A 13,608-nucleotide genomic window follows, 5' to 3' on the forward strand; every position below is an offset into this window, starting at 1 on the left:
CCGGCCGGGCCACCCCACGAGGCCGAGAGCGGGGGTGCCCCCGTGACGGCGGTCCGCGTCCGATTCGTCCAAGACCCGCGCGGGCCTCTCCGCCTACGGTGCACCCATGAACACACCACGTCTCGACGTCATCGGCCTGGTCGTCTCCGACATGGCGGCCTCACTCGCCTTCTACCGCCGGCTCGGCCTGGAGATCCCCGTCGAGTCCGACACCGCTCCCCATGTGGAAGCCGACCTGCCCGGCGGGATGCGGATCGCCTGGGACACCGAGGAGGTCATCGCCTCCTTCGATCCCGGCTGGTCCCGTCCCCGGGGCGGCGACCGGATCGGGCTCGCGTTCCGCTGCGACTCTCCGCGGGACGTCGACGCCGTCTACGAGTCGCTGGTCTCCGCCGGATACCGCGGCCATCTCAAGCCGTGGGACGCCGTGTGGGGTCAGCGCTATGCCGTCGTGCTCGACCCGGACGGCTGCGGCGTCTCCCTCTTCGCCCAGTCCGAGGCGTAGGCGGACGGCGTCGTACCGGCCAGCGCGCGGGTCTCCCGCGCGAGGTGGGCCTGGTCGACGCAGCCCGCGGCGAGTGCCGCCTCGGCGTACGGCATCCCCGCTCTGACCAGGGCGAGCGCGCGTTGGAGGCGCAGGATCCGCGCCAGGGTCTTGGGGCCGTAACCGAAGGCGTCCAGTGACCGCCGGTGCAGCTGCCGGGCCCCGAGTCCGACGGCCTCGGCCGTCTCGGCCACCGGTCGGCCCGCCCGGAGCCGCCGTACGACGGCACGGAGCAGCAGGTCGGGGGCCGGCGCGTCGGAGGCCCGGCGCAGGGCGAGGGCGTCGAGCGCGGCCATGGGGTCGGACGCCTCGGCGATCCGCTCGCCGAGCCGCCGCGCCGTCGCCCCGCCCCACAGCTCCCCGAGCTCGACCCGCCGGTCGCGCAGCTCGCTCGCCGGCACCCCGAGCAGCGCGGGCGCGTCACCGGGCGCGAAGCGGATGCCGGTGTGGCGGCGCGCCGCGCCCTCGGGGACGTACGCGAAGGTGTCGGGTCCCGCGACGAACAGTCGGCCGTCGCTCCAGATGACGTCCATGCAGCCGTCGGGCAGCACGGGCACGGGTGGCGCGCCGACCCGGGGTGTCAGGGTCCAGAGGACGGCGCCGTCCAGGCGCGCGGGGCGTTCCTCGTACACCCCGCCGAGGGTAGTCGGCCGGACCGGGCCCGGGGATACCGGGAGGTCACGCCCGGTCGGCGTACCAGGGCGGGCGCCGCGACACGCCGAGGCCGAAGCTGGAGTCATGCACCTGCCCAGAGTGGTCGTGGCACCACCGGACAAGCGCGGACTGCGATCGGTCCGCCTGGGTGATCAGGTGGTCGGCGCGGCGTGGTCGGCGCGCGAACTGCGGGAGATCCTCGTCCGCGAGGGCTTCCCGGCGGACATGGACCTCGACGACCGCGCGCTGATCTGCTGGCGCGAAGCCGGCAGCGACACCTGGCCCGACCGGAAGCGCGCCAGACTCGCGACGGCCGCCGTCATGGCGGCGGGCCTCGTGATGTCGGGGGCCGTCCTCATCATCGTCGGCAGCGAGGACGCCTTCGGGGCGCTGACCTTCGCGTCACGGGTGACGGGCTTCCTCTTCTTCCTCGCCGGCCTGCTCCAGCTGGCCGCCGCCCTCGCCGTGCGGGACTACTGGGGCAAGCGGAACATCCGGTACTCCGGGCTGCTGGTCCTGATGGGCGTGCTCATCGCGCTGCAGGTCCACACCATGCTCCTGACCCTCTGGTTCGAGGAGCGGGAGTTCACCCCCTGGGCCTTCACGTACATGCCGCTGTCGGTCTGGGCGGTCTGGGCGACCTGGATCGTCATCCGGGAGAGGGCGTGGCAGGGCATCCCGCACCCCAGGAAGGTCGCCGCGGGTGTGCTCGCGACCGCCCTGCTGGCCGCCGCGAACTTCGCCTATTCGGCGGCGTACCAGCCCTACGCGGCGCACGTCCAGGTCACCCTCAGCGCCGAGTTCGGCAAGCCGGAGCTGGATCCGCGGGAGCCGGTGATCCACGTCCCGGTGACCTTCTCCCTGCAGAACACCGGGAAGGTGCCCGTCAACGTCATCGGCAGCGTGTTCTGGGTGAAGGGGAGGACCTCGGAGTTCACCGACGGCGCGCGGGAGCTCGCCGGGGCCACGGCGGACGTGGAGGAGACGGCGGACAGTGAGCTCTACGCCGGACTGCCGACGCGGCGTCTGCTCGCGACGGGGCTGATCGTCGATCCCGGGGACTGGTTCGATCCGGGGACGGGCCAGGTCGAGAGCGTCGTGGTGCAGGTGCCCAAGGGGGCCGACTACGAGAGTCTTGAGGTCGACGGGGACATCACCGTGCTGAGGAAGGACCGCGGACGGGTCGACGACGCGTTCGTGCATCCCCTGTACTCCTGGTGGGAGGGGGAGACGGACATGGTCGAGTGTCCGCGGGAGTGCGGGAACTACGTCTTCTACATGGGCGAGCTGACCCACAACAACAACATCATCAACGTGACGCGGAAACAGCGCTACGTCGTGGCGATCCGGCTCCTGGGCGAGGACTCGGACATGTACGCGGCCGTCTCCCCGCTCAACGACCACGGGAAGGTGTCCGGCTTGAACCTCGACCCCGACGACAGGTACGGGGTCGAGACGATCCTGACCGGAACCGTCGTCATCCCCTTCGCCACGGTCCTCAAGACCGCTGCCTGAGACCCCGCTCCCCCGACGTCCTAGTCCTTCTCCCAGCCGGAGTGCAGGCGCGACTTGACGTCGTCCGGCGGCAGGAACCGGGACCAGCGCTCGGGGAACTCCGACGGCATGTCCGGGTCGTCCTCGTCGACGTCGTCCGCCTCCGCGCGCAGCCGGGCGACGAGGTCGGCGGCCTGGGCGGCGCGGGCGCGGTCGCTGGCCTCGCGGGCCGCGGCGGTGGCGACGGAGGGCCAGACGCGGTCGATCGCCGCGTTCACGGCCGCCCCGACGAGCACGGCGAAGGCCGAGATGCCGATCCAGAGCAGCACGGCGATGGGCGCGGCGAGCGAGCCGTAGATGGTGGGGCCCTCGACCTGGCTGGTCAGGTAGATCCGCAGCAGGAAGCTGCCGAGCACCCACATCCCGAGGGCCACCAGCGCCCCGGGAATGTCCTCGATCCACGGGGACCGGACCGGGACGGACACGTGGTACAGCGTCGTCAGGAAGGCGATGGAGAGCAGGATGACGACCGGCCAGTAGAGGACGGCGACGACTTCCGTGCCCCACGGGATCAGCTCGACTACCCGGTCCGGGCCGACGACGGCGAGCGGCAGGACGACCGCGCCGATGACCAGCGCCACGAGGTAGAGCAGGAAGGCGAGCAGCCGGGTCTTGACGATGCCCCGGTGGCCGTCGAGCCCGTACATCACCGTGATGGTGTCGATGAAGACGTTCACGGCGCGCGAGCCGGACCACAGGGCGATGGCGAAGCCGAGCGAGATGAGCTCGGGGCGTTTGCCCTGGGTGACGTCGTCCAGGAGGGGTTTGGCGATGTCCCGTACGCCCCGGTCGGAGAGGACCGTTCCGGCGGCGCGGAGGATGTTCTCCTGGATGCTGGCGACGGTGTCGGTGTTGGTCCAGTCGTCGGCGTAGCCGAGGAGGGCGATCAGACCGAGCAGCAGCGGGGGAAGCGACAGCAGGGTGAAGAAGGCCGCTTCGGCGGCGAGGCCGAGGATGCGGTACTCGATGCACGAGTTGACGGTGTCCTTCAGGAGCAGCCAGACCATCTTCCGCTTGGAGACGTTGCGGTAGAGGACTCGCGCCCGGTGGAGTCTGCCCCGGGGCCGCCGCTCGGGTGTTTCGTTTGCTGCCTGCACCTCCTTACCGTATCGGCATGGCAGCCACCACCCACACAGTGACCAACCAGGCTCCGCCCCTGGTGGGATACGACGCGTACACGTCCGACCGGGCTCTGGCCGAGGCCGTCGAGCGCCATCTGCCGCCGGAGGTCTTCGCGGAAGCGTGCGAGGAGCTCGTGGCGCAGGGCCGGTCCGTCGGGTCGGCGCAGGCGCAGCAGTGGGGGGCCCTCGCGAACGAGAACCCGCCGAGGCTGCGGACGCACGACCGGTACGGGAACCGGATCGACGAGGTGGAGTTCCATCCGGCCTGGCACCGGCTCCTGGGGCGCTCGGTGGGTGCGGGTCTGACCGATGCGTGGGGCCGTCCGGGTGGTCATGTGCGGCGGGCGGCCGGCTTCGTGCTGGCGACGCAGACGGAGGCGGGGCACGGCTGCCCGCTGTCGATGACCCATGCCGCGGTGCCCGCGCTGCGGACGGATCCGGCGCTCGCCGCCGTCTGGGAGCCGCTGCTGACCTCGCACGTGTACGAGGCGGGGCTGCGGCCGCCCGGCGGGAAGTCGGGGGCGCTTCTCGGGATGGGGATGACGGAGAAGCAGGGCGGCAGCGACGTACGGGCGAACACGACCGAGGCGCGGCCGGTCTCGGGGGCCGGCGAGTACGTGCTGACCGGGCACAAGTGGTTCTGTTCGGCGCCGATGTCGGACGGCTTCCTGGTCCTGGCGCAGGCACCGGAGGGGCTGAGCTGCTTCCTCGTCCCCCGGGTGCTGGAGGACGGCACGCGCAACGCGTTCGCGATCCAGCGGCTCAAGGACAAGCTGGGGAACCGGTCGAACGCCTCCGCCGAGGTGGAGTTCGACGGGACGACGTGGGCGCGCCGGGTCGGGGACGAGGGGCGCGGGGTCCGCACCATCATCGGCATGGTGGCGGCGACCCGGCTCGACTGTGTGCTGGGTTCCGCGGCGCTGATGCGGCAGGCGCTGACGCAGGCCGCGCACCACTGCGCGTACCGGGGCGCGTTCGGCGGTCCGCTCCTCGACAAGCCGCTGATGCGCAATGTGCTGGCCGATCTGGCGCTGGAGTCGGAGGCGGCGACGGTGCTCGGGATGCGGTTGGCCGCGGCGTACGACGCCGGCACGGAGGCGGAACACGCTTTCCTGCGGATCGCCGTACCGGCGGCGAAGTACTGGGTGACGAAGCGGTGTACGCCGATGGTGGTGGAGGCCCTGGAGTGCCTGGGCGGCAACGGCTTTGTGGAGGAGTCGGGACTGCCGCGGCTGCTGCGCGAGTCCCCGCTCAACTCGATCTGGGAGGGCTCGGGCAACGTGCAGGCGCTGGATGTGCTGCGCGCGTTGCAGAGGGAGCCGATGGCCCTGAACGCGTTCCTGACGGAGGTGGGCAGGGCGCGGGGCGCCGACCACCGGCTCGACGGGGCGATCAAGGGGATGCTGACGGAACTGGCCGATCTGGACGGGATCGAGGGGCGGGCGCGCCGGCTGGTGGAGCGGATGGCGCTGGTGCTGCAGGGTTCGCTGCTGGTGCGGTGGGCTCCCCCGGAGGTGGCGGACGCGTTCTGTGCCTCGCGGCTGGGCGGCGACGGGGGTTCGGCGTTCGGGACGCTGCCGACCACACTGGATCTGCGGGCGGTGGTGGAGAGGGCGCGCGTGGCGGCCTGAACTCCCGGGCGCGCGCTCCGGCGCGCGCGGGCGAAGCCGAGCCGCGGACACCAGGGGTGGACCGGGAAAAGGCGGGCACGCGCGAAAAAGCCGAGGGTGGTGCTGCGCCGACACGGCACCACCCTCTGCTCGCACCACCCTCGTGTACGACAGCGGTTGCGGCCAGAGTTGCAAAGGGTTGCAGGATTGCCCGGAACGCGCTCGGGCGGACGGCGCGGAGCGGCACGATGGGCACCACGACCCGGGAACGCGGCAGAACCGATACAGCACTGCGGTGGCTGGGGGAGACCGATGAAGAACACTCAGCTGAACGACACTCGGCTCGACATGAAGCGACTGTCCGCCATGGACGCCGCGCAGGCGACCCGTCTGCTGCACCGGGTCCGGGAGGCGACGCTGGCCGGACGCACGCCTCCGATCGCGCCCCGCCCGGTCATCGACGCGTCCTGGCAGCGGATGTTCCGGCTCGGTCTCGACCCGGACCGGAGCACGAGCAGTGTGCTGCTCCAGCGCGACGAGCTGGAGGAGCGGCGGCGGTCGACGGTGCTCGGCGAGGTCATGCGCACCCTGAGCGCCGGGCTCGCGGGGATCGCGGACGCCTCGATGCAGATCATGGTGGTCACCGACGAGCAGGGCCGGGTGCTGTGGCGGGAGGGCAACGCCTCGGTACTGCGGCAGGCCAACGGGATCTGTCTGGAGGAGGGCGCGGCCTGGACCGAGCACACCACCGGCACGAACGCGGTGGGGACGGCGCTGGCGATGCGCCGGGCCGTCCAGGTCCACTCGGCCGAGCACTACGTCCAGACGCTCCACAACTGGACCTGTGCCGCGGCGCCGGTCCACGATCCGCGTGACCAGCGGCTTCTGGGGATCGTGGACGTGAGCGGCCCGGCGTCCAGCTTCCACCCGGCGACGCTGGCGCTGGTCGGCTCGGTGGCGCAGCTCGCCGAGGCGGAGATGCGGGAGCGTCATCTGCGCTCGATCGAGCGGCTGCGTTCGGTGGCCGCGCCGATTCTGTGCCGGGTGGGCGGGCGGGCCATCGCGGTGGACACGCACGGCTGGACGGCGGCGGTGACCGGGATGGCGCCGGTGGACCGGCTCGCGCTGCCGAAGGCGTTCCGGGCGGGGCGCTCCTGGCTGCCGTCGCTGGGGATGTGCGCGGTGGAGCCCCTGCCGGGCGGCTGGCTGCTGCGGGTGGAGGAGGAGACGCGGACGGTGGCCGCGGACGCGCGGGCGGCGAGCCGGGTGGTGCTCGATCTGAGCCGGCCGCGCCGCTGGACGGTGGCGGTGTCGGGGGCGGCGGGCAGCTGGACGCAGGAGCTGAGCCCGCGCCACGCCGAGCTGCTGTACGTCCTGGCCAGGCACCGGGACGGGCGCACGGCGGCGGAGCTCGCCGAGGACGTGTTCGGCGACCGGACGAGGACGGTGACGGTACGGGCGGAGATGTCGCGGGTCCGCCGGAATCTGGCGAGCGTGCTGGCGCACCGTCCGTACCGCTTCAGCGAGGAGGTGGAGGTCGAGATCATCGCCCCGGCCCACCCGGCCGACCTCCTCCCCCACTCGACGGCCCCGGCGGTCCGGACCTCCCGCACGGGGCCGGCGCGGGTGTGACCGCCGCCGCGGCCCGGTCGGGGTGCCTGCCGGAGGGACCCCTGTGGGCGCCGGGCGCTCCGCATGATGCGATGGACGTATGAGCATCACTCTCACCACCTGGTCCCTCGAACAGACCGCGCCGTCCGACCTCCGTCCCTCTCCCGCCCCCGAGGGCGACGAGGTCAGGATCGAGCGGGCCGAGGTGCCCTCGCCCGAGTACAGCCGCTTCCTCTATACGGCGGTCGGCGGCGACATCCGCTGGAACGACCGGCTGGCGCTCACGTACAAGCAGTGGCTGGAGATCGTCGAGAAGCCGGGGGCCGAGATCTGGGTCGCGTACGACCGGGGGACACCGGCCGGATACGTCGAGCTCGACCCGCAGGACGACGGCGTCGTCGAGATCGTCTACTTCGGTCTGATCCCGGCCTTCCGGGGGCGCCGGATCGGCGGCCACCTGCTGTCGTACGGCGTGCGGCGCGCCTGGGACCTGGCGGACCGCTGGCCGGGCCGGGAGGAGACGCGCCGGGTGTGGCTCCACACCTGCTCACTGGACGGACCGCACGCGATGGACAACTATCTGCGGCGGGGCTTCCGGCTCTTCGACACCAAGGTGGAGGAGGTGGAGGAGTCCGAGACGCCCGGCCCCTGGCCCGGCGCCCACGCCTGAGCCGCTCCACCCCTCCCCGAAAGTGACCCACGGCACACCGTCTCGCGATGCGGGACGGTCGTGTCCACATTCCGGACGAAGCTGGACTGGGTCCAAAGTCCCGTGACACGCTTCCGTCATGTCTGGAACTGGAATTGCCTTGGTGAGTCGGCGGCACGTCGACCTCGGCCGCATGTCCAGCGCCATGTGTCCGGCGCGCTGAGAGAACCAGCACCGCCGCGATCCCCCTTTTCTGAACCATCACTGCGCACCGTCGCGCCATCCTCCGACCTGAGCACGAGTGTGCAGGTCAGAGCCGCCCTCCCGCAGTCCCGAAGGACGAAACGCCATGGCCGCCACCCCGGAAAACCCCGCACCCGCAACGCCCCGCCGCAAGGTGAGCCGTCACCGTGGCGAGGGTCAGTGGGCCGTGGGGCACTTCACCCCGCTGAACGGCAATGAGCAGTTCAAGAAGGACGACGACGGTCTCAATGTGCGGACACGTATTGAGACGATCTACTCCAAGCGTGGATTCGACTCCATCGACCCCAACGACCTGCGCGGCCGTATGCGGTGGTGGGGCCTGTACACCCAGCGCAAGGAAGGTCTCGACGGCACCAAGACGGGCGTCCTGGAGCCGGAGGAGCTGGACGCGGAGTACTTCATGCTCCGGGTCCGCATCGACGGCGGCCGGCTGACGACCGAGCAGCTGCGGGTCGTCGGCGAGATCTCGCAGGAGTTCGCGCGGGGCACCGCCGACATCACCGACCGGCAGAACGTCCAGTACCACTGGATCCGCATCGAGGACGTCCCGGAGATCTGGAACCGTCTGGAGGCCGTCGGCCTGTCGACGACCGAGGCCTGCGGTGACACCCCGCGCGTCATCCTCGGCTCCCCCGTCGCCGGCATCGCCGAGGACGAGATCATCGACGGCACTCCCGCCATCGACGAGATCTACCGCCGGATCGTGGGCAACAAGGACTTCTCCAACCTGCCCCGCAAGTTCAAGTCGGCCGTCTCGGGCTCGCCGCTGCTCGACGTGGCGCACGAGATCAACGACATCGCCTTCGTCGGCGTGAACCACCCGGAGCACGGCCCCGGCTTCGACGTCTGGGTCGGCGGCGGCCTCTCCACCAACCCCAAGCTGGGCGTGCGCCTGGGCACCTGGGTCTCGCTCGACGAGGTCCCGGACGTCTACGAGGGCGTCATCTCGATCTTCCGGGACTACGGCTACCGCCGGCTGCGCACCCGCGCCCGCCTGAAGTTCCTCGTCGCCGACTGGGGCCCGGAGAAGTTCCGCCAGATCCTGGAGGACGAGTACCTGAAGCGCAAGCTGACGGACGGGCCCGCTCCCGAGCAGCCGGCCGGCCAGTGGCGCGACCACGTCGGCGTCCACAAGCAGCAGGACGGCCGCTACTACGTCGGCTTCGCGCCGCGCGTCGGCCGGGTCGACGGCACCACGCTGACCAAGATCGCGGAGATCGCCGAGGCGCACGGTTCGGGCCGGGTCCGCACCACCGCCGAGCAGAAGATGATCGTCCTGGACATCGAGGAGGCGCAGGTCGAGTCGATCGTCTCCGCCCTCGAGTCCCTGGACCTGCGGGTCAACCCCTCGCCGTTCCGGCGCGGCACGATGGCCTGCACCGGTATCGAGTTCTGCAAGCTGGCGATCGTCGAGACCAAGGCGCGCGGCGCCTCCCTCATCGACGAGCTCGAGCGCCGCATCCCCGAGTTCGACGAGCCGATCACCATCAACATCAACGGCTGCCCCAACGCCTGCGCCCGTATCCAGGTGGCGGACATCGGTCTCAAGGGCCAGCTGGTCCTGGACGACGACGGCAACCGCGTCGAGGGCTACCAGGTCCACCTGGGCGGCGCCCTCGGTCTGGAGGCCGGCTTCGGCCGCAAGGTGCGTGGCCTGAAGGTCACCTCGGCCGAGCTGCCGGACTACGTCGAGCGGGTCCTCACGCGCTTCCAGGAGCAGCGCGAGGACGGCGAGCGCTTCGCCACGTGGGCGGCGCGCGCCTCGGAAGAGGCCCTCTCATGAGCGAGCGTGCCGCGCCCTTCTACTGCCCGTACTGCGGCGACGAGGACCTCTTCCCGCACGAGAACGGGCACGGCGCCTGGGAATGCCGGGCGTGCAGTCGAGCCTTCCAGTTGAAGTTCCTGGGGCTCATCGCCCCCGGCACTTCGAGCAACTCCACTGGAGGGGAACCGATATGACGACGACTCAGACCGCAGGGGCGACCGACCTGAAGGCGCTCGCCGAGCAGGCGGGACGTGAGCTGGAGGACGCCTCCGCACTGGACATCCTGCGCTGGGCGGCCGACACCTTCGGCAAGAGCTTCTGCGTCACGTCCTCCATGGAGGACGCCGTGGTCGCCCACCTCGCCTCGCGCGCCATGCCCGGAGTCGACGTCGTCTTCCTCGACACCGGCTACCACTTCCCCGAGACGATCGGCACCCGCGACGCGGTGGACGCGGTGATGGACGTCAACGTCATCACCCTGACCCCGGGCCAGTCGGTCGAGGAGCAGGACGCCGAGTACGGTCCGCAACTGCACGACCGCGACCCGGACCTGTGCTGCGCCCTGCGCAAGGTCAAGCCGCTCCAGGACGGCCTGACCGCCTACCGGGCGTGGGCGACGGGGCTGCGCCGCGACGAGTCCCCGACCCGGGCGAACACCCCGGTCGTCGGCTGGGACGAGAAGCGCCAGAAGGTCAAGATCTCCCCCATCGCCCGCTGGACGCAGGACGACGTCGACGCCTACGTCGCCGAGCACGGCGTCCTCACCAACCCGCTCCTCATGGACGGTTACGCCTCCGTCGGCTGCGCGCCCTGCACCCGCCGCGTCGCCGAGGGCGAGGACGCCAGGGCCGGCCGCTGGGCCGGCCGGACCAAGACCGAATGCGGGCTGCACGGCTGATGACCACCACAGAGACCTCCCAGGAGAATCACGTGACCGGTGCCACCATCTGGCTCACGGGCCTGCCGAGCGCCGGCAAGACCACGATCGCGTACGAACTCGCCGCCACCCTGCGCGGCGACGGCCACCGCGTCGAGGTGCTCGACGGCGACGAGATCCGCGAGTTCCTCTCCGCGGGCCTCGGCTTCACCCGCGAGGACCGGCACACCAACGTGCAGCGGATCGGCTTCGTCGCCGAGCTGCTCGCCGCGAACGGTGTGAAGGTCCTGGTCCCGGTCATCGCCCCGTACGAGGACAGCCGCGAGGCCGTCCGCAAGCGTCACCAGTCCGAGGGCACCCCCTATGTCGAGGTGCATGTCGCCACTCCGGTGGACGTGTGCTCCGTACGCGATGTGAAGGGGCTGTACGCCAAGCAGGCCGCGGGCGAGCTCAGCGGCCTGACCGGGGTCGACGACCCGTACGACGAGCCGCGGAACCCCGATCTGCGGATCGAGTCCCAGAACCAGACCGTGCAGGAGTCCGCGGCGCAGCTCCACGCGCTGCTCACCGAGAGGGGACTGGCGTGACCACCGTTGCCCACGTTCACGAGGAGACCGACAGCCCGTTCGCGCTGTCGCACCTGGACTCGCTCGAGTCCGAGGCCGTCCACATCTTCCGTGAGGTGGCGGGCGAGTTCGAGCGGCCGGTGATCCTCTTCTCCGGCGGCAAGGACTCGATCGTCATGCTGCACCTGGCGCTCAAGGCGTTCGCGCCGGCCCCGGTGCCGTTCACGCTGCTGCACGTCGACACCGGGCACAACTTCCCCGAGGTCCTCGCCTACCGCGACCGCGTCGTCGCCCAGCACGGGCTGCGGCTGCACGTCGCCTCCGTGCAGGAGTACATCGACGCCGGGAAGCTGCGCGAGCGTCCCGACGGGACGCGCAACCCGCTCCAGACGGTGCCGCTGACCGAGGCGATCCAGCAGCACCGTTTCGACGCCGTCTTCGGCGGCGGCCGACGCGACGAGGAGAAGGCCCGCGCCAAGGAGCGGGTGTTCTCGCTGCGCGACGAGTTCTCGCAGTGGGACCCGCGCCGCCAGCGACCGGAGCTGTGGCAGCTCTACAACGGCCGTCACGCCCCCGGCGAGCACGTCCGGGTCTTCCCGCTCTCCAACTGGACCGAGCTCGACGTCTGGCAGTACATCCAGCGGGAGAAGATCGAACTCCCCGAGATCTACTTCGCCCACGAGCGCGAGGTGTTCGCCCGCAACGGCATGTGGCTGACGGCCGGCGAGTGGGGCGGCCCGAAGGAGTCCGAGCAGGTCGAGACGCGGCTCATCCGCTACCGCACCGTCGGTGACATGTCCTGCACGGGCGCCGTCGACTCCGACGCGACCACGCTCGACGCCGTGATCGCCGAGATCGCCGCCTCCCGCCTCACCGAGCGGGGAGCGACCCGCGCCGACGACAAGATGTCCGAGGCCGCGATGGAAGACCGCAAGCGCGAAGGGTACTTCTAGCCATGACGAGCACCACCGAGCAGTTCGCCGACGTGGCGGCCACCACCCTGCTGCGCTTCGCCACCGCCGGCTCCGTCGACGACGGCAAGTCCACCCTGGTGGGACGCCTCCTGCACGACTCCAAGTCGGTCCTCACCGACCAGCTGGAGGCCGTCGAGGCCGCCTCCCTCAAGCGCGGCCAGGAGGCACCCGACCTGGCACTGCTCACCGACGGCCTGCGCGCCGAACGCGAGCAGGGCATCACCATCGACGTGGCCTACCGCTACTTCGCCACCGCCCGCCGCCGGTTCATCCTCGCCGACACCCCCGGCCACGTGCAGTACACCCGCAACATGGTCACCGGCGCCTCCACCGCCGAGCTGGCCGTGGTGCTGGTCGACGCCCGCAACGGCGTGGTCGAGCAGACCCGCCGCCACGCGGCCGTCGCCGCCCTGCTGCGCGTGCCGCACGTGGTGCTCGCCGTGAACAAGATGGACCTCGTGGACTACGCGGAGCCCGTCTTCGCCGCCATCGCCGAGGAGTTCACGCGGTACGCCTCCGAGCTCGGCGTCCCGGAGATCACCGCGATCCCGATCTCCGCGCTGGCCGGCGACAACGTGGTGGAGCCCTCCGCCAACATGGACTGGTACGGCGGTCCGACCGTCCTGGAGCACCTGGAGACGGTCCCGGTCAGCCACGACCTGACGGCCTGCCACGCGCGCTTCCCGGTGCAGTACGTCATCCGCCCGCAGACCGCCGAGCACCCGGACTACCGGGGTTACGCCGGGCAGATCGCGGCCGGTGCCTTCCGGGTCGGCGAGCAGATCACCGTCCTGCCCTCGGGCCGGACCTCCACGATCACGGCGATCGACGCGCTGGGCGAGTCGGTGGACATCGCCTGGGCCCCGCAGTCGGTGACGATCCGGCTCGCCGACGACATCGACATCTCGCGCGGCGACCTCCTCGCCCCGAGCGGTGACGCCCCGGCGACCAGCAAGGACGTCGAGGCGACGGTCTGCCACGTGGCGGACCAGCCGCTGACCGTCGGGCAGCGGGTGCTCCTGAAGCACACGACCCGCACGGTCAAGGCGATCGTCAAGGAGATCCCGTCCCGGCTGACCCTGGACGACCTCTCCCAGCACCCCGAGCCGGGGCAGCTGGTCGCCAACGACATCGGCCGGGTCAAGGTCCGTACCGCCGAGCCGCTCGCGCTCGACGCGTACGCCGACTCCCGCCGTACCGGATCGTTCCTGCTCATCGACCCGGCGGACGGCACCACGCTCGCGGCCGGCATGGCGGGCGAGGCTTTCGCCGGCGCCACGGCGGCGGCCGGCACGGAGACCACGGACGACGAAGGGTGGGACTTCTGAGATGAACATCGACGTCTACAGCACCTTCGCCAAGGAGGGGGGCCGGGTGGGTTCCGGCGCCCTCGGCGCGGGCCGCGGAGGTGTCGCGCGA

At 71.4% G+C, this 13,608-nt stretch carries 14 protein-coding genes; 12 read left to right on the top strand and 2 right to left on the bottom strand.

Translation table 11 applies throughout. From position 1 onward, the window contains the following. Positions 1–106: 106 nt before the first annotated feature. Positions 107–505 (top strand): VOC family protein, encoded by a 399-nt coding sequence (locus tag AB0D99_RS11695; protein ID WP_362359190.1) that lies wholly within the window; start codon positions 107–109, stop codon positions 503–505. Here AB0D99_RS11695 and AB0D99_RS11700 read toward each other — a convergent pair. Continuing rightward, positions 442–1,176: a helix-turn-helix domain-containing protein gene (locus tag AB0D99_RS11700; RefSeq protein ID WP_362359192.1), complete on the bottom strand. Its 735-nt coding sequence runs from the start codon at positions 1,174–1,176 to the stop codon at positions 442–444. The two genes, AB0D99_RS11695 and AB0D99_RS11700, sit on opposite strands and share 64 nt — an antisense overlap. A gap of 106 nt (positions 1,177–1,282) precedes the next feature. Between AB0D99_RS11700 and AB0D99_RS11705 the strand changes: the two genes are divergently transcribed. Then, a complete protein-coding gene (locus AB0D99_RS11705; protein WP_362359194.1) occupies positions 1,283–2,713 on the top strand; it encodes a hypothetical protein in 1,431 nt (476 codons plus the stop codon). A gap of 20 nt (positions 2,714–2,733) precedes the next feature. On the opposite strand, the gene AB0D99_RS11710 is transcribed toward AB0D99_RS11705, so the two are convergent. Further along, complete coding sequence (locus AB0D99_RS11710) at positions 2,734–3,849, bottom strand: YihY/virulence factor BrkB family protein (protein WP_362359196.1); 1,116 nt, start codon at positions 3,847–3,849, stop codon at positions 2,734–2,736. Between the two features lie 17 nt (positions 3,850–3,866). Between AB0D99_RS11710 and AB0D99_RS11715 the strand changes: the two genes are divergently transcribed. From AB0D99_RS11715 to AB0D99_RS11760, 10 genes are all read left to right on the top strand, one after another. Beyond that, positions 3,867–5,504, top strand: a complete 1,638-nt coding sequence (locus AB0D99_RS11715) for an acyl-CoA dehydrogenase family protein (protein ID WP_362359199.1) — start codon at positions 3,867–3,869, stop codon at positions 5,502–5,504. Positions 5,505–5,795: 291 nt separating this feature from the next. After that, positions 5,796–7,115, top strand: coding sequence for a GAF domain-containing protein (locus tag AB0D99_RS11720; protein ID WP_362359201.1), 1,320 nt, complete (start codon positions 5,796–5,798; stop codon positions 7,113–7,115). Between the two features lie 79 nt (positions 7,116–7,194). After that, positions 7,195–7,764, top strand: a complete 570-nt coding sequence (locus tag AB0D99_RS11725; protein ID WP_362359203.1) for a GNAT family N-acetyltransferase — start codon at positions 7,195–7,197, stop codon at positions 7,762–7,764. Between the two features lie 118 nt (positions 7,765–7,882). After that, positions 7,883–7,966: a putative leader peptide gene (locus AB0D99_RS11730; protein WP_317453974.1), complete on the top strand. Its 84-nt coding sequence runs from the start codon at positions 7,883–7,885 to the stop codon at positions 7,964–7,966. Positions 7,967–8,092: 126 nt separating this feature from the next. Next, positions 8,093–9,790: a nitrite/sulfite reductase gene (locus AB0D99_RS11735; RefSeq protein ID WP_362359205.1), complete on the top strand. Its 1,698-nt coding sequence runs from the start codon at positions 8,093–8,095 to the stop codon at positions 9,788–9,790. Beyond that, positions 9,787–9,966, top strand: coding sequence for a hypothetical protein (locus AB0D99_RS11740; RefSeq protein WP_362359208.1), 180 nt, complete (start codon positions 9,787–9,789; stop codon positions 9,964–9,966). The genes AB0D99_RS11735 and AB0D99_RS11740 overlap by 4 nt, the downstream gene beginning before the upstream one ends. Next, positions 9,963–10,670: a phosphoadenylyl-sulfate reductase gene (locus AB0D99_RS11745; protein WP_362359210.1), complete on the top strand. Its 708-nt coding sequence runs from the start codon at positions 9,963–9,965 to the stop codon at positions 10,668–10,670. The genes AB0D99_RS11740 and AB0D99_RS11745 overlap by 4 nt, the downstream gene beginning before the upstream one ends. Further along, positions 10,670–11,236, top strand: a complete 567-nt coding sequence (gene cysC / locus AB0D99_RS11750) for an adenylyl-sulfate kinase (protein WP_362359212.1) — start codon at positions 10,670–10,672, stop codon at positions 11,234–11,236. The genes AB0D99_RS11745 and cysC overlap by 1 nt, the downstream gene beginning before the upstream one ends. Continuing rightward, complete coding sequence (gene cysD, locus AB0D99_RS11755; protein ID WP_362359214.1) at positions 11,233–12,168, top strand: sulfate adenylyltransferase subunit CysD; 936 nt, start codon at positions 11,233–11,235, stop codon at positions 12,166–12,168. The genes cysC and cysD overlap by 4 nt, the downstream gene beginning before the upstream one ends. Before the next feature lie 2 nt (positions 12,169–12,170). Continuing rightward, positions 12,171–13,517 carry a GTP-binding protein gene (locus tag AB0D99_RS11760; protein ID WP_362359216.1) on the top strand — a complete coding sequence of 449 codons (1,347 nt, stop codon included), beginning with the start codon at positions 12,171–12,173 and terminating at the stop codon, positions 13,515–13,517. The last annotated feature ends 91 nt before the right edge of the window (positions 13,518–13,608 follow it).

This window comes from Streptomyces sp. NPDC047971 (assembly GCF_040653355.1).
Taxonomy (GTDB): domain Bacteria; phylum Actinomycetota; class Actinomycetes; order Streptomycetales; family Streptomycetaceae; genus Streptomyces.